Origin of the sequence: Nostoc sp. (genome assembly GCF_036919815.1) — a bacterium.
Lineage (GTDB): Bacteria > Cyanobacteriota > Cyanobacteriia > Cyanobacteriales > Nostocaceae > Nostoc.
This window is the reverse complement of the sequence record NZ_JBALCE010000102.1, coordinates 24,789-41,859: the sequence shown is the minus strand read 5'-3', so window position 1 is coordinate 41,859 and position 17,071 is coordinate 24,789. Positions and strand designations below refer to the sequence as shown.

The window sequence follows — 17,071 nt, the reverse complement described above, 5'->3', positions numbered from 1 at the left end:
GCTAATTAGCGTGTGCCGCTACCATGCTGACTGTCGGGGCCACCATAATTTGGTGCGATATATATCTCTTTTAAATTTTCAGAATTGACTTTGCCGCCGATTAAGATATTACTGTTAGTAGCGCTAAAGGCATTAGCACTTGCAATACTGAACATACCTGTGCAAGCTGGAATTTCTGATATTAGTATGTAAGCACCTATAAAGAATATCATAAACTTTGTGATTTGGAAGTTAGTTTTCATAGCTTTCAGTAAATTTACTAGTTTTTTCTTGAGAAGTGTATTTTTTATTTTACAACGTATATTTACTGGCTTTTTTGGCAAAGAGATTTCAACTTTATTAAACCTTTGCTGCTAGTCTACAAGTAATAGTGGTATGTGCTTGTAGATCAACGTTAATCTGCTAGTAATAAACAATCTTTATGCTTAAGTATCATTATTAATATCCTATTTTTACATCAGTCTAAAGTTAGATATGTTGATAAATTCGTGTAAGTATTGTGCCTAAGTCACTATTTATTACTACTATTTTATAATCTCTTAAAGCTCGTAAGTAAAAACACTATATTTAGTGAATAATTAGGCTGAGAAAAATATCAAATAATACTTGTTTACTTCGATAGTTAAGATTTAATCACAGTAAAGATACATAAATATAAAACAATGAAATTGCGAGATTACAAAAATTTTAAAAACTATGGAACTATGCGATACCGCAATTACACTAGTAAGTACCAGTATATTCTTAGAAAGCAAAAATACTTACTTAGGACTTATGCAGAATATCTCTCAAACTCTGATTTCTCTGTGTCGCGCCAGTTGCTACAACGGGGGGAACCCCCGCAACGCACTGCCTTCTCTGCGCCTCTGTGGTAGCCTGCGGCAAGCCGAAGCGTCTACGTTATTCCGTAACTTGTGCGTAAGTCCTATTACTAAATTAAGTTAGTTTTCTCATTACCTCTGATGACTAATTCTTTTCTTACTTATGTTATTAAGTTTAGTCCTCAGGTAAAAAAGCCTTGCTAGGTCTCCATCTTGCCTAAAAAGCTACTGAGAGTATCCCAAATTGGCTTTGAACGCATTGCAAGTCCACATTCCTAATTTAAAGGTAAAAATACTGACTAAAGTGAAAACAATCTGGAGGCTTGACTCTTGTCTAATTAAGCAAACTCGTAGCGATTTTTACCCAGGTGCTTGGCACGGTACATTGCTGCATCTGCTTGTTCCATCAAAGTTTCACTGTCTTGACTGTTGTCTGGGTAGATACTAATGCCAATACTGGCAGAGACTCGGATTGTATCGCCGTCCAAAAGAATTGGCTTGTTAATGCTGCTTAAAATTTTTTTGGCGACTTTAGCAGCTATTTGAACATTAGGAATTGCCCGTAAAATCACAGTAAATTCATCGCCACCCAAACGAGAAACTGTATCACTAGCGCGTAAAGAGTTGCTAAGTCTTGCAGCGATAGTGATTAGCAAGCGATCGCCCATCTCGTGCCCTAGAGTATCATTAATCTGCTTAAAGCCATCTAAATCAATAAACAGCAGTGCCAGCGACAAGTTGTAGTGTTCGGACCAATCTAACGACTCGTAAAGTTGTTCAGCAAAAAATTTGCGATTGGATAAACCTGTTAGGGGATCGTGATATGCTAAATAACGCAAGTGGTCTTGTTTAAGTTTTAATTCATTGTTAGAGCGGAATAATTCATCAGCAGTACGCTTGAGATGTTGCTCATTGAGCTTGCGCTGAGTAATATCTCGAATGACCCCAACTAAAAACAAATTGCCAGCTGAGTCTTTGTGGAGCGATCGCTTAGTGGCAATTTGATGAGTCTGACCATCGGCATTTGTAAATTCTTCTTCGTGTTCCTGGGGTTGCTGAGTCCGAAAAACAACCTGATCCTGTTGTCGAAACACATCAGCTTCATGTTTAGGGAAAAAGTCATAGTCTGACTTATCAATTAATAACTCATTCGGATAACCAATAAATTCACAATATGCCTGATTTAAAACAATCCATTGGTGTTGTTGATTTTTTACAAAAATTGGATCAGGAATCGTATTGATTACATGATACAAAAATTCTTTGGAGCGTTTCGACTCTTGCTGGCTATGGGCAATATGACTGGTGATCAAAATAGCTGAACTGCCAAAGCTAACCAGTGAGGGAATGAGCGGTATCCACCAACCAGACAAGAAAGCAAGGTACGCACTCAGAGTTAATACAAAACAAGAAATTAGGATACTGAGCAGGCTTATAGCTGCGTGTCGTATCCGCCATGTCGTCATGGCTCCCAGATAAGACCAGATAAAAATCCACAAGTATTCCACTAAGTCAGGCCAGACTTTGAGTAATGATCGTCCTTGTAGAGCAGCGGAGATTAACTCACTAATAAAATAAGCTTGCAGTTGAATACCAGGCACAGGCTTTACCGTACCCATTAGACTGCTGGAGTAAGGAATGAATATAAAATCCTGGAGACTGGGTGCAGTGGAGCCAATGAGTATAATCCGATCTTTGATTAAGTTTTCTTTGACTTTATCAGCCAGTACATCTTTGATCGATACCTGGCTAAAATGACAAAATTCTCCAGATGAACTTTGACATTTGGGTTTGGGAAAATTGGTCAAAATTTGGTAGCCTCCAGCATCAGCTCCCACATAAGCACCATCATTAGCCTCAAAACGAGTAAATGCTGCCTTACCTAATTGCAAAGACTCAGGGTTGCTTTTTGCTTTGGTGGGAGTAATATCTTCTGATTTTAAATACAATAAACTCAATTTCAGGGCAAAACTTTCGTGTACCTGATTATCAACGTGCCAATACAACAAACTGCGACGTACTTTACCATCAAGATCATATAGCACGTTGTTAAAGCCCACTTGATCCTGATTTAATCCCAGTGGAGGCGAAACATTAATGTTTTTATTTTTGTCATTTGCTAATAGTTCAATACCAATCAAGTTGGGCATTGACTTATAAGCATTACGCAGTTCTTGATTACCAGGCTCTACTCGCAAATCTCTGTAGATATCTAAGCCAATAGCACGGGGTTTGTGGACGTTTAATTTTTGCAACAACTGGGCAATATTCGTATCTGGAATCGGCCACGAACCTACTTCCTTTAAATAGGTTTCATCAATGACTACGATCGTAATCCGCTCTTCTGGCGCTTCATCTGGACGTAAACAAAAAAATTGATCCAAAGCTGCCAATTCCAAAGATTGCAATAATCCGGTGAAGTGGAAAAGCACGACACAGACTGCCACCAGCGTTGCAGTCATGAATTCTCTGTGTCCTCGACTAAGCGATTGCAGTCTTAAGATTAACTTCACAAAACGCTTGCCTAGCTGCTGATTCATTCTCTATTTCCTATAGCTATTAACTATCGGGCTAAAATAGCTCAAGCCGGAGCTAAATAGAGTTTCTAAGAGTTCTTTCAACTCGGCAAGGTTCTTCAAGGCATCGTGGTATTTGTGATCTATTATCATATATATATTGAGGACAATTATATTTAATTAATTTCCTTCAGCTTGAGATATTTGCAGATAAAAGCTGGAGGAAAATTGGTAATTGCATATTTTCCAATACCTATTATCTATTGCAAAAAACAAAAAAGCCAACTAGAAACAGACTTTGCTGTATTCATCCAGTTGACTGTGGGTATTTCGGTGTAGGCTGACCAATTCATTGAAAACTGACGCTGAGGCTGACTTAAGTCAATTATTTGAAATACTTGAAGTTCCGAGAGCCTGTGTAACCAGAAATTTTCGCTAGTTCCTCTAAGCTTTGGACTCCGCTATAGCTTTTACTATTGATGATCCAAGTGGGGAAGCCTTCAATTTTTGCGGCTTTACACAGTTCTGGTTGAGCTTTGAGTCCATCGGCAGCGCACTCTACCCTAATATTATTGTTGATTATTTCCTCGGCTTCTTTACCAAAAAGCAGCTTTTGTTCATGGCAGTGAGGACACCAATAAGCAGTGTATTCCTTCGCGCCTACTTTCGCCAGCTGGCGTGCTAAGGCTATTTCTGCCTCACCAGAAGTAGTGGTAACTTCCCAACCGAACGCTGGGTTAGGGTTTTCCTTGGGAGTAAAGGAAATGTTTACGGGTTGTCCAGGAGTTCCACCAGCTGTAATATCTGATTTATTCACGCCAGCATAGACGCCTAAAGTGCCAATCAGCGTCACCATCCCCACAATAATGGCAGTAAAAAAGATTTGTCCAATATCTTCCCAAGTTCGACCGATAATTGTCAGCACCAAAAGACTGAGGGAAAATAAAGCTGAACCGATACAGTAAGGACAAATAGCTTTAATTTGAGATGCCAGCACGTACATTAAGTAGCCGCTAAAGACAGACATAGCGATCGCACCGCCCAGCAGCAGCAACCACGTCCAATTTTCCAATTGTTTGCGGCGATTGTTGTCCCCTGAGTTGAATACCAAAGGAGCTAAAGCAAATATCACCATACTGGTGTATGCCAAAAACCCAAACAAAGCTAATGGCTGGCCAAAAACTGTTGCCCAAGGACTGGAAAGGACATCATTACAGCCCTTGACACCAGCCTGTGCCATACAAGCTGCACTGCCTCCTGTTAACTTTTCTATAGTGAGATAAGCTGTTGTCAGGGCACCACATCCAGCGATCGCGGCAATCAATGGACGTGACCATTTATGAATCCAAGGAGTAGAACGGCGGCGAATCATAAACTGTTATTGGTTAATGGGCATTGGGCATTGGGCATTGGGCATTGGGCATTGGGCATTGGGCATTGGGTATTAGTTATTTCTCCCCATTGGGGATTGCGGATTGGTAATTGGGTATTGAGTATTATTTATTTATCCCCATGCCCTATGCCCCATGCCCTAGTTAAGAATGTAACTTCACTTGTTCTGCTGATTTACTTTCACCTTTGGAGTTCCAATTGCGACGTGCGGCTTCCACAAATTGACTGACGCGAATTGGGTCAATTGGTTGCTCTATGCGTCCGTGACGTTTCAGGGAACTGGAAACTATTACACCATCTGCTGCCTGCATCAATGTATCAATATTTTCCCAATTAGCCCCACTACCGATGAAGACTGGTGTGCCATTTGCTGCACCACAAGCTAGTTCTAAATCTTCTAAGTTAGGAGGGCTACCAGTAGCCCAACCAGACAAAATAACTCCGTCTGCTAAACCCCTTTCAATGGTGTCTTTGACGGCGACTGTGAGATTTGGAGAACTCAAAGGACGGGCGTGCTTCACTAACACATCGGCTAGGATTTTAACATCGCAGCCTAACTCCCGACGATAGCGGAGTAATTGATGAGCTTCTCCCTCAATTAATCCTTGATCGGTTGCCATTACACCTGTGAGAACGTTGACGCGGATAAATTGTGCCTGTACACAGCTAGCGATCGCTATTGCACTTTTGGCATCATTTCGCAAAACATTTAAGCCTATAGGCAAAGTCACCAAATTCTGTATCCTCTGCACCACAATGGTCATAGCACTCACAACCACTGGATCAACTTGGTTTTTGGTAAACGGCGCGTCGAAAAAATTCTCTACAATCAGACCATCAACCCCTCCACTTGCCAGGGCTGCGGCTTCTTGTTCGGCACGGTCAATCACCGCTTTTAGGCTACCTCCCCAACGGGGTGAGGTAGGCAGTGGCAGCAGGTGAACCACGCCAATAATTGGTGAGCGAATTTTAAATATCTGATATAAGTCCACGTCTTTAATCCGCCTCGCGGAGTCCAGAGTCCAGAATTTTTTGACTATTGAACGCCAGTTCAACGCCACTCCCGTGAATGTCGGGAACCTCCAAACGGGGGTGGCTCTTCAACGGGGGAAACCCCGCACGTGACTGGCTCCTCTTGACCCTTGACTCTTGACTTTTCATTAAATAGTCAAATGTGTTTTGTGATAGTCGGTTTACTAGCTTCTTCCTCAGATAGAAATTGGCGTGAAACCTCCCATAAGATATGTTAAGATAAAACTTGGCTACAAGAGGAGTTTTGCCACTCACTAGACGCAAGGCAGCTTTCCGTGGTTTAGGCGTCAGGTCCGCGCACAGTCGTAGGACTTGCCAATCGCCAGGGTAGCATTACTGCTTTATAGGCGTAGTCGCTTTCGTCGATTTCCCTGAGGGTAGCGACTTCTCACAACAAGCCCTTTGGGCGGCTTCCCGATGGGTAAGTTAACAACGCAGACGCTGCGGTAATGTAAAATACCAATAGGCAAACTGTTAAAAAACATTACAAGTGTCAAATGTACCCAAAGACACTTCAATTTAGCCTGGGGAACAGATTGATAAAAATATCATAACATGACCTCTATTTTTATTATTTATAGGGTCATAACTCCACTGACAGTTGGTGACAGTGGGAATTTGCCACTGTACTGTTTTCATGAGGATGCTGATAGCAAAAAAGCAAAGTTAGCGCCGGAATTTTTGACTAGAAGAAAAAAAAATGAAGATATTTTTAAAATATGGGTGACAAGCCAACAATTGCGATTTCTCACCTGGGCTGCGAGAAAAATCGAATTGATACAGAACATATGCTAGGAATGCTCGTAGAAGCAGGCTACGGTGTAGATACAAACGAAGAGTTAGCAGATTACGTTATTGTTAATACATGTAGTTTTATTGAAGCAGCGAGACTTGAATCTGTCAGAACTTTGGTAGAACTGGCAGAGGCAAACAAAAAAATCGTCATCACTGGCTGTATGGCGCAACACTTCCAAGAACAACTTTTGGAGGAGTTGCCCGAAGCAGTAGCCGTTGTGGGGACTGGGGATTATCACAAAATTGTAAATGTAATTGAGCGTGTAGAACAAGGTGAGCGGGTCAAAGAGGTTAGTATTGAGCCAACCTACATTGCCGATGAAACTACACCGCGCTATCGCACTACAACCGAGGGCGTAGCTTACCTGCGGGTTGCGGAAGGATGTGATTATCGTTGTGCATTTTGTATAATTCCTCATCTTCGAGGGAACCAGCGATCGCGTACTATTGAATCTATAGTCGCCGAAGCGGAGCAGTTAGTTAGTCAAGGGGTAAAGGAAATTATTTTAATTTCCCAAATCACCACTAATTACGGTCTAGATATTTACGGTCAGCCAAAATTAGCCGAATTACTTCGCGCTTTGGGGAAAGTAGATATACCGTGGATCAGAATGCATTACGCTTATCCCACGGGACTGACCCCAGATGTGATCGCGGCGATTCAAGAAACACCCAACGTCTTGCCTTATCTGGATTTGCCCTTGCAGCATTCCCATCCAGAGATCCTCCGCACCATGAATCGTCCCTGGCAAGGACGTGTAAATGATGGGATTATAGATCGCATCAAAACGGCGCTACCAACAGCCGTATTGCGAACAACATTTATTGTTGGTTTCCCAGGAGAAACAAGCGAGCATTTTGAGCATCTACTAGAGTTTGTTCAACGGCATGAATTCGATCATGTTGGTGTCTTCACCTTTTCCTCTGAGGAAGGAACTCCAGCTTACAAGTTACCAAATCAGTTGCCGCAATTGGTGATGGACGAGCGCCGATACCAACTTATGGAAATCCAGCAACCGATTTCCCAAAAGAAAAATCAACAGGAAGTAGGCAAAATCGTTGATGTCCTGATTGAGCAAGAAAATCCTGAAAGTGGTGAATTAATCGGTCGTTCAGGTAGATTTTCCCCAGAGGTTGATGGCTTGGTGTATGTCAAAGGCCAGGCAAAGTTAGGAACCATCGTGCCAATAGCGATTCACCACGCTGATACATACGACCTCTATGGTCAAGTAGTCAATAACTAAGTTGTCATTTGTCCTTTGTCCAAAGTCCAATTGTTAAATGACCCTTACAGATTGACCTTTATCTGAGGTCAACGCTGCAATGGCAGTTTTCATGAGGATTTACCTGAAACGCTGGCGGACTCGCTGGCATAACCTCTCCAAGAGTTGAAGCTACGCTATCGTCCTTGGCTGACTAATGACTAATGACTAATAACTAATGACTAATGACTAATCCAAAAATCCTTACAAAAAATTTAGGAGAATTAATGACTCTTTCATTTCAAGAATTAGGCATTTCCCAAGAACGTGTCGAACAACTAGAAAAAATCGGTTTTACTGAACCGACTAACATTCAAGTGCAAGCAATTCCTCAATTGCTTGCTGGTCGTGATGTGGTTGGTCAATCTCAAACTGGAACAGGCAAAACGGCAGCATTTTCACTGCCAATCATAGAGCGGCTGGATATTAATCAAAAAGCCGTGCAAGCCATAGTTTTAACACCAACTCGTGAATTAGCAATGCAAGTTCACGATGCGATCGCTCAGTTCATCGGCGATGAAGGATTGCGGGTGTTAGCAATCTACGGTGGTCAATCAATTGACCGCCAAATGTTACAACTCAGACGTGGCGTTCACATGGTCGTGGGCACCCCAGGACGGGTGATCGATTTGCTCGATCGCGGCTGTTTAAAGCTCGATCAAGTGAAGTGGTTTGTGTTAGATGAAGCTGATGAAATGTTGAGCATGGGCTTTATTGATGATGTGGTGAAAATCCTCTCTCAAGCGCCCGTAGATCGCCAAACAGCTTTATTCTCGGCAACAATGCCACCATCGATTCGGATGTTGGTGAACAAGTTCTTGCGATCGCCTGCAACTGTCACCGTTGAGCAGCCAAAAGCCTCTCCCAACAAGATTAATCAGGTAGCTTACTTGATCCCCCGCCACTGGACAAAAGCCAAAGCTTTACAGCCGATTCTGGAAATGGAAGATCCAGAAACAGCTTTAATCTTTGTCCGCACCAGACGCACAGCCGCAGAACTCACCAGTCAGTTACAATCTGCTGGTCATAGTGTCGATGAATATCACGGTGACTTGTCCCAACAAGCGCGGGAACGCTTATTACTCAGATTCCGTAACCGTCAAGTTCGTTGGGTGGTAGCAACTGATATTGCTGCACGAGGGTTAGATGTCGATCAACTCTCCCATGTGATCAACTACGACTTACCCGATAGTGCAGAAACCTACGTCCATCGCATTGGTCGTACTGGTCGTGCTGGTAAAGAAGGAACAGCAATTTCTTTAGTACAGCCATTTGAGCGCCGCAAGCAGCAAACATTTGAACGTCATAACCGCCAAAATTGGCAAGTGCTGACGATTCCCACACGCGCCCAGATTGAAGCAAAACACATTCTGAAATTGCAAGAACTAGTGCGAGAAGCTTTGACAGGTGAGCGTTTGGCTTCATTCTTGCCGATTGTTAGCGAGCTAATTGAAGAATACGATGCTCAGGCGATCGCCGCAGCAGCACTACAAATCGCTTACGATCAAACTCGTCCCGCTTGGTTGAACTCAGACGTAGAAATTCCCCAAGAGGAATCTTCCGCTCCTAAACCAAGAGTGGGCAAACGTCGTGAATCTTCCAGCGATCGCCCTCGTTCTGCCTGGAAATCAGATAGCAACAATGGTGAAGAAAGACATTCTTCTCCCAAGCCAAAACTGCGGACAAGTGGACACGAGTCTTCTGCATCCCCTAGTAAAAAGATAGGTTCACCTACAGCTAGGGAATCAGCTTCTTAGTTAACAGTTAGAAGTTAATCAATTTTGGATTTTAGATTTTTTCTTCAATCCAAAATCCAAATCTAAAATGGGAGAGTTGAGAGTTAAGAGTCAAGATTTTGACTTTGGCTCTTGACTTTTTGGCTTTTTGGGTAGCTTTTTCTACCAGTTTGTAGGAAGATAAATTAAAAATACGTGAGTTTGACGGCTCATGTAGTAACTGCCTAATTACCGTAAATAAAGAAACCTCTCCCTGGTTTTACTACGCAAAACCGTCCCTCTCCGACTCGGAGAGGGACGGACTTGAACTTTAGTTGAAGTCTGGGAGAGGTTCATCGAACTCACGTTAAAGATGCATTCTTCGTGGTCTTATGTTCACTATCCCAGACTTAGAGCAACTACAAGCAGAGCATCCAGAATGGCAGATGGAGCTAGTAGACGGAAATATACTTGTTATGGGGCCATCAGATTATCAGTCAGAGGAAATAGGTGCTGAGTTAATTAGATTACTCGGCAACTGGGTGCGCCCACAGAGACTAGGACGGGTAACTGGTTCTAGCGCTGGTTTTATTTTGCCTACATTAGAAACTGAAAACGGGAAAGAAGCTGATCACGAAAAACGAAATCTTCGCGCTCCTGATGTATCTTTTGTTCGTGCTGATAGACTTAAAACAAGCACGCGCGACTTTGTGGAACTGGTGCCTGATTTGATGGTAGAGATAAAATCTAAGTCAGACCGGATCAAACCATTAGTAGAAAAGATTCAGCTATTCTTAGAACTCGGATGTACAGTTGGTATCCTGATTGATCCTGACAAATTGACGCTCACAGTTTATCGACTCAATCAAAAACCAATACTTTTGCAGGAAAACGACAAACTAACACTACCAGATTTATTACCAGGTTGGGAGCTAGTAGTGTCAGAAATTTGGCCGCCTGTGTTTGAGTAGTTTAGAAATACTACAGCCAAGGACGACTAACTTGTTCTAATTCTCCAATTTCATCATCGCTCAATCTCCAGCCCAAAGCACCAGCATTCTGACGCACCTGTTCGGCTGTCTTCACCCCAGCAATGGGAATAACGTTACCCTGAGCAATTAACCAGTTGAGAGCAACTTGGGCAGGAGTGCGATCGTATTTTTCCCCGAAGTTGCGTAGTAAAGATATGACTGGGGCAATTTTTTGCAGACCTTCTTTCTTAAATCGTGAGTCTATTTTCCTCGCACCACTGGGGGTTTGGGCACCATCAATACTGTACTTGCCAGTGAGTAATCCTTGTGCTAAAGGACTATAGGCCAAGATAGTCACACCCAAATCACGGGCAGTTGTGATAATATCTTGACTTTCAACTTGGCGACTGAGTAAAGAATAGCGTACTTGATTCACAGCCAAAGGCACTCCACGGGCTGCCAATATTTGATGCACGTCTCGCATTTGCTCTGCTGAGTAATTACTCACACCGACTGCGGCAATTCTGCCCCGCTTCACTTCATCTGCTAGGGCATTCATTAAGGTTTTTTGACTTAAAAAGAAGGCAAAAGGCCAATGGACTTGGTACAGGGCAATTCGCTCTAATTGTAAGCGTTTGAGACTGTTTGTTAAAGCATCAGAGACGGATTGGGCTGTAAATCGCCACGGTAGGGGGCCAAATTTTGTAGCGATTTGCACAGGTTGTTGTGTCTGTTGCAGAAATTGCCCCAAAAATTTCTCGCTCTTTCCCGTTCCGTAGATTTCCGCAGTATCAAAGAAGGTAACACCAGCTTCTAAGGCTGCTGTGAAGGCTTCTTGTAACTGTTCTGGGCCATAGCGATCGCCATAATTCCAAAATAGTTTATCACCCCAAGCCCAAGTACCGATACACAAAGGTGTAACTGCTGGGCCATTTTGCCCCAATGTGATGGTTTCCACGGTTGCAAAATTTAATTTATATTTCTTTACTTTTATAGTCTATCGAAATGGTTGATGCAATATCTTCACAGTGCGATCGCTACTACTTGGCCATAGACTCTCACCTCTCTCCTAAAAGGAGAGAGGTGAGAGTCTTACTCCCCTTCCCTACAAGGGAAGGGGCTGTTCTTGTTAGGTCTCTATTGGACTCAACTGAGAAACGCTATATGATAGTTGAGTGTATTTACTTGTATTTAAGAATTAGATGATTTATCCTGCTTGGCTTTTTTGACTAATTCCATGTAGACATTAATCTCACTAATTTCTATATCATGCTCAACTCTGGTTACTTTCCATTTCTCCTTTTTTAGGTAAACTTCCTCTCCTACTCTGGGAGTAAATTGGAGATCATAGAACTTTTTTAGAAAATCTTTTTGGTTTTCTTCCCATAATATTACTTTGACTGGTTCTTTACTCATTGCTTATGCCTTTTTGGTTACTAGATGAAGGTAAGTAGTTTGATGACATACATCCGGCAAGTTTATCTTACTAATTCAATGGAATAGCGTAGTTAAAACCACATTTTAATATTAATATTTTTATATGTCTTGATTGCGTCAAATAAAGTTACAGAACAATACGATAATTCTAGTCAGCATTACTATTGGGTTTACTTTAAAATCTTTAACTCATCAAGAATATAGAATATCCGTTTCATTTTATCAATCTCTGGAGGTACAAATAGTGTTGTACCCTCATTGTAGTTGCTGGAGTGCGATCGCTATTTTAATGTGTCAAACAAAGAGTTATTGCAGTTGATTAATACTGATTCATACAGTCATTTAGCAACGCCAAAATTTTGATACTCCCTAATATACTTAAATGGAAAGGGGATTACGGTACTTTGCCCTGTGCGGACAAAATCAACATCCATAGTTTGAAGAAGTTGTCTGAATATCAGTTTCGATTCTTTTACCGCAACGATTTGACGGAGATGACAGGCATCTTTGAAAGAATAATCTTTTACATTTCGATCACCCACGAAATAATATGCTTCTTTTTCAGTTTCACCGAAATATTTTATATTGAGAGAAGCGTCAAATAAATCTTCAATATTTTCCTTCTGTTTTGAAAAAATCAACCTTATGTGATGTTTATTTAGAACATAGTTCCGTAATTCAGACGAAATATTTGAACTCTTTCCTAGACTTTTATTCATAAGCTTTTTAAAGCTATTTTTGTCTAGTTCATTGCTACCCAAAATTTCCAATTCATCGGAAAATCTCACAAGTTCTTCATTATCTTTCCTAGAACTTTCAGTCATAAATTCTTGTATCAATCCTGCCAAAGCGTTTCCACTTCGATTATTTTGGGGAAACTCAGTTTCGACTTCGTTGATAATAGCTTCAATTTTAGAAAGCTCAGGAATGGTGATTTCATCGCTACGGAATATCTGATTTATATCACCTGTATCAGAAATAACAAGACCTTCCAATGTCCTGGTTTTAGCTCCAGAGCTACTATCTATCATAGCATCTTTATATTTGTCAAATTTTTCCCAGTTAAATAGGTCTATATCTTCTCTTTCATAGAATTCAAAACTACCATTGGGCTGGATTTCCATAAAAATAACGTGATTTCTATCTTCATCCCAAGCAGCAAAAGTCCAAACTCCTTTTAATTCAAGTTTAGCCCAATCAAACAGGTTCAATGTTCGAGAGCTAATATCACGCTTTATAAGCTGTTCTTTTATAATTGTTTTAACAATAGCATCAGAGACATTTTTGGTCGATTCAATTGTGAGGTGCTGTCTGCGAAATTTATCTGTTGAAGGGAGATATTCGTCTTCCTGCCCCATCTTGTTATAAAAGTCAGCATCATGAATAATTCTAAAATTTAGAGGGTCTTTTTTATCACTTTTACCAACAGTAATTAGCTTTTCATCAGTGATATAAGGAATAAGTAATTGTTTGAGTGTCATTACTAAATCAGCAGATTCTTCATCATCCACCTTATCAACTATATGTATTGCCTGAGCATCAAGTTTCGAGTGCAATTGTTTTGGACTTTTAAGTAAGGTGTTCGTGAGTTCAATGCTGTGGTTGATTTCAATGGTGGAAAAATCAACGCTCATGTATTCAGATAAATGGTCTTGGATACTTTTGAAAACTTGATACAAAATACCTGCTCGGCTGTTCTCAAAGTCTTTGATACTTCCAAATTCAAGGAAATTAGTATGAAGCTTTTTGCCTTTTTTACCGCATTTTATATAAGACTTTGTAGGATCTGTATCTTTACCATCAGAAGGAAGCCACCTTCTCAGAGTTGCTGTGCCACTATGGAAAACATATTCAGGTCTTTTAAGAATTTTTTTTAATTCCACACCTCTATATTCTTTTAAGATGGAAACCTTTTTTCGATAAGAGGCTACATTAACATTCAATAAGAATTCGTTTTTTTGACTATCGTCATAACTAAGAGTTATTTCAGCAACACCGATGGCATCATAGAGTTTATCTATAAATGGTGGAACTTGAAGTAATGTTCCGGTAAGATTTGAAAAATGTAAATGCTTAAATCTTGATCGAGATGACCCCAAAGAGTTTATTAATAAGCGGGCAAGTGTTGCTTCACATATACATTCTTCATTTCCAGTATAAAAAGCCTGTGGCTCTACCTCAATTGCACATAGACTAGCAAATTTAGGATCTGTTCTCAGTTTTTGAAGTAATGCATAAGTATTATTTGATTTTTTTTCAAACATAGCATAAGCATATTTAGCATACCCAACGGACATAGCTTTATAATCGTCGCCAATAAGACGATCCAGTTCTTCTGCTCCCCACCAGTTGCCGTTTCGTTCTCGTTTGAATCGAGTAAAAACAAAGTCTTGTTTAATAGCATTAATATTAAAATCTATCTTAATTCGATTCGTAAAAATACTCATTTATGAAATTCCTTCAGAATAAATTCAATTGCTTTATTGTCAACTTTATCGTTTTTACAGAGATAAGGAACTTCGACAATTTTTCCGCCAAATGACGGAATTGGACGAAAGGGTGTATTTGAAGTACCAAGAATGTTGATGACAAAAACCTTTTCTGCCTTAACGATCGCCATTTTCTCACGGATTTTATCAATTAAGTCATCAGCTGGTACTGCAACCCGATCGTTCCATAACTTGAAGTCTATATAAATGTTCTGCTCCGTTTTGAAGTCAAAGCATTCAAATTCATCCACATCCAGTTCTAGCAAGTGAATATTTAAAAGGCTTTGAAAAATATGTTTCCCGCATACTTCGCCTAACGCCCCTTTATAAATATTGTTGAACATTGGAGGTGTCAGCATAAGTTCAGATTCAGGAAATTCTGTTGCCCAGCCAGAATCAAGGAACAATTTATGTAGAATATCGATTCTCATTAAATCTAAAAGACGGGCAGTTCCTTCACTCACTTGTTTAACTTCTTTTTTACCGTATCCATCAGAAAAGAAAACTTCAATTTCATCATAGTCATTTTCATGTGAAAAATAATATGAATCGGCAGGTTTTAGCAAATGAAGGTAAATACTATTCCAGTTTGGATTGCATTCTGACTTTTTGGTAATAGCGGGTTGATGGAGAGTTTGCTCTCTAAGATCCTGCCATTCTTTAATAGTCTTAGGTCTCCACGGCGTATTCAGTTTGCGGCGGATGTAAGCATAAGTCTGATTACTTATGTGGGATGCACGGTTTTGCGCTTCGATTAAATCTTCAGATTGCTTAGTCGATTCACCAGCTAATTCCAGGAGAGCAGTATATTCACGAACAGGAATAATATCGTCTGGCAGAGAAAATTGGGTTAGATGTTTTCGGATTGAAGCATCAGCAAGAATATGGATTGTTGAAGCCTTCATATTGGTTCGACATATCCGACCTATTGCCTGAATAATTATTTTATTCAAGAAGCGTGAATAAGCATTTGTCTTATATAAGCTGATGAAGTCCTCAGCCTTGAGCTTAGGCTTATATCTTCCTATATATCTATGAAAGGCTTCATCCAACTTGCTCTTAAATGTGTTTAGGGAAAAGGCTCCATTTTCACGAAGAAATTCCAATTGAAAAATGTATTTTATAAATTTATCATCTTCGAGATTATTCTCAAAAATATTTACAAGTAAATTAGTTGGTCTATCTAGATAAATCCCATTAATATCCATATCTGAATGATTGGGAAAGCTGTTAATGTGTATTGGCTCTAGCTTAGAAGGAATGCGAAACTGTAGATTTTGTCCAACTCCAATTGTTTGGTAGGTAGAGATAATGAATCGGCCTTTGTTATCTTTCAGATCATTTAGCAGTTTCTTTTTATTTTCGTCAAAGTTATCTCCCTTAAGCAGGAAAATCGTATCATATACACTACCATCTATGACATCTTTCTTGTCATCCAATAGTAATTTCGCGTAATCATACAATATATTTAGGTCGAACTGTGGATCAGAAGGCTGTGGTAATTTATTGAAGAGGCAAAGAAACGCATAGCAATCAGGGTGATCCAGAAAATATTTCCATGCAGTTAACGCTCTCACATAACGGCAAAATGAAAATTCAATACTCTTCTCATCATCATCAGTATTTTTATGACGAAGATAGTTCCATAAATCCTGTGCTGCTTCTCGGTCACGCAAAAGCTCCTCAAGCTGTTTGATTGCTTCCTTCTGCGAATCTGTTCCAATAAATTCAGTTTTTATGACAACTTGATCGTATCCTTTAGTTGCTTCATAATAGGCGTTTTTGAGCCTGATAATAGCATCTTCTTTAAGACGTATAAACGAATTTCCCAAACGGGATTTCAGATATTCCAGATCGTAATTTCCAATGTTGGTATAAAGTCCAGCAGTCGCAGAAATGCCTACTACCATAGCCTTTGAGCAAACTCCAGCCAAAAAGGATTCGGGTGTACGGCTGAAGTTGAACATATATATTTTCGATAAGGTATCATGTTCATCACTATCGACGATATCGTGGTAACGAAAGCCTGTATCATAGAATCCCTGACGCTGGATTGTTCCTTTGTCAGTTTGCAAGCCATAGGAAAAGTCATCTTCCAGAATTTTACTAGTTAAAAATTCGACATCTGTATCATCAAGGCGAAAATGATTAAGAACGCTCTTAACAGCAAATTCAAGGGAAAAGGCTTCGTTAATGCTCTTATTTTCGTCTTTCAAATGGCGATAGTTATCCGCTAAATACTTAATTCCTGTCTGAAAGTAGGTTAAAAATCCGGTTATCTTACTCAGTAGCTTGTGAATATCAACACCAGTTGGTTCTGTTTTAGTATCAGAAGCCTTAATCCAATTTGTAAGGTTTTGTGAATCTTCAATAATCTCGATACGCTGATGACGATCCATTACATTATGGAATTGATAGTCATAAAACAGAAAGTTCCTTTTCTTTGTAGAAAAGTCTTCATGAGATTTACAGGTATGCTGTAATTTATATGTGGTGAATATGTGATTAGCTTTCTCTCGAAAGGTTTCAATCCGTTGTCGCGGGGATAACCAATTTTTACCATTAGAGATTTTATGGAACCATTCAGATTCTTTTATAAGCAATTCAGGACATTCATTTTGCATAAGATGGCTATGAATAT

At 40.2% G+C, this 17,071-nt stretch carries 11 protein-coding genes; 3 read left to right on the top strand and 8 right to left on the bottom strand.

Annotation, left to right across the window (positions count from 1 at the left end; genetic code table 11):
* Nucleotides 1-5: 5 nt before the first annotated feature.
* The 4 genes from V7K15_RS23845 to btpA form a co-directional block, all read right to left on the bottom strand.
* On the bottom strand, nucleotides 6-323 hold the full coding sequence (locus V7K15_RS23845; RefSeq protein ID WP_334909445.1) for a hypothetical protein: 318 nt from the start codon (nucleotides 321-323) through the stop codon (nucleotides 6-8).
* Between the two features lie 836 nt (nucleotides 324-1,159).
* Nucleotides 1,160-3,361, bottom strand: a complete 2,202-nt coding sequence (locus V7K15_RS23840) for a CHASE2 domain-containing protein (protein WP_334909443.1) — start codon at nucleotides 3,359-3,361, stop codon at nucleotides 1,160-1,162.
* A 361-nt stretch (nucleotides 3,362-3,722) separates the two neighbouring features.
* The gene (locus tag V7K15_RS23835; RefSeq protein WP_334909440.1) at nucleotides 3,723-4,709 is read right to left on the bottom strand and encodes a vitamin K epoxide reductase family protein; all 987 of its coding nucleotides are present in this window, start codon (nucleotides 4,707-4,709) and stop codon (nucleotides 3,723-3,725) included.
* Between the two features lie 163 nt (nucleotides 4,710-4,872).
* Nucleotides 4,873-5,721 (bottom strand): photosystem I biogenesis protein BtpA, encoded by an 849-nt coding sequence (gene btpA / locus V7K15_RS23830; RefSeq protein ID WP_334909525.1) that lies wholly within the window; start codon nucleotides 5,719-5,721, stop codon nucleotides 4,873-4,875.
* 759 nt (nucleotides 5,722-6,480) lie between these two features.
* Between btpA and rimO the strand changes: the two genes are divergently transcribed.
* The 3 genes from rimO to V7K15_RS23815 all read left to right on the top strand — a co-directional run bounded on the left by rimO (nucleotide 6,481) and on the right by V7K15_RS23815 (nucleotide 10,504).
* Complete coding sequence (gene rimO / locus V7K15_RS23825; protein WP_334909438.1) at nucleotides 6,481-7,800, top strand: 30S ribosomal protein S12 methylthiotransferase RimO; 1,320 nt, start codon at nucleotides 6,481-6,483, stop codon at nucleotides 7,798-7,800.
* Between the two features lie 245 nt (nucleotides 7,801-8,045).
* Entirely contained in the window at nucleotides 8,046-9,575 is a 1,530-nt protein-coding gene (locus V7K15_RS23820) for a DEAD/DEAH box helicase (RefSeq protein ID WP_334909436.1), read from the top strand.
* Nucleotides 9,576-9,925: 350 nt separating this feature from the next.
* The gene (locus V7K15_RS23815) at nucleotides 9,926-10,504 is read left to right on the top strand and encodes a Uma2 family endonuclease (RefSeq protein ID WP_334909434.1); all 579 of its coding nucleotides are present in this window, start codon (nucleotides 9,926-9,928) and stop codon (nucleotides 10,502-10,504) included.
* A gap of 10 nt (nucleotides 10,505-10,514) precedes the next feature.
* Here the strand turns inward: V7K15_RS23815 and V7K15_RS23810 are convergent, their stop codons facing one another.
* The 4 genes from V7K15_RS23810 to V7K15_RS23795 form a co-directional block, all read right to left on the bottom strand.
* A complete protein-coding gene (locus V7K15_RS23810; protein WP_334909432.1) occupies nucleotides 10,515-11,462 on the bottom strand; it encodes an aldo/keto reductase in 948 nt (315 codons plus the stop codon).
* Nucleotides 11,463-11,695: 233 nt separating this feature from the next.
* A complete protein-coding gene (locus V7K15_RS23805) occupies nucleotides 11,696-11,920 on the bottom strand; it encodes a hypothetical protein (RefSeq protein ID WP_334909430.1) in 225 nt (74 codons plus the stop codon).
* A gap of 359 nt (nucleotides 11,921-12,279) precedes the next feature.
* Entirely contained in the window at nucleotides 12,280-14,388 is a 2,109-nt protein-coding gene (locus tag V7K15_RS23800; RefSeq protein ID WP_334909428.1) for a hypothetical protein, read from the bottom strand.
* Entirely contained in the window at nucleotides 14,385-17,054 is a 2,670-nt protein-coding gene (locus V7K15_RS23795; RefSeq protein WP_334909425.1) for a hypothetical protein, read from the bottom strand. Before V7K15_RS23795 ends, V7K15_RS23800 begins: the two co-directional genes overlap by 4 nt.
* Nucleotides 17,055-17,071 lie beyond the last annotated feature (17 nt).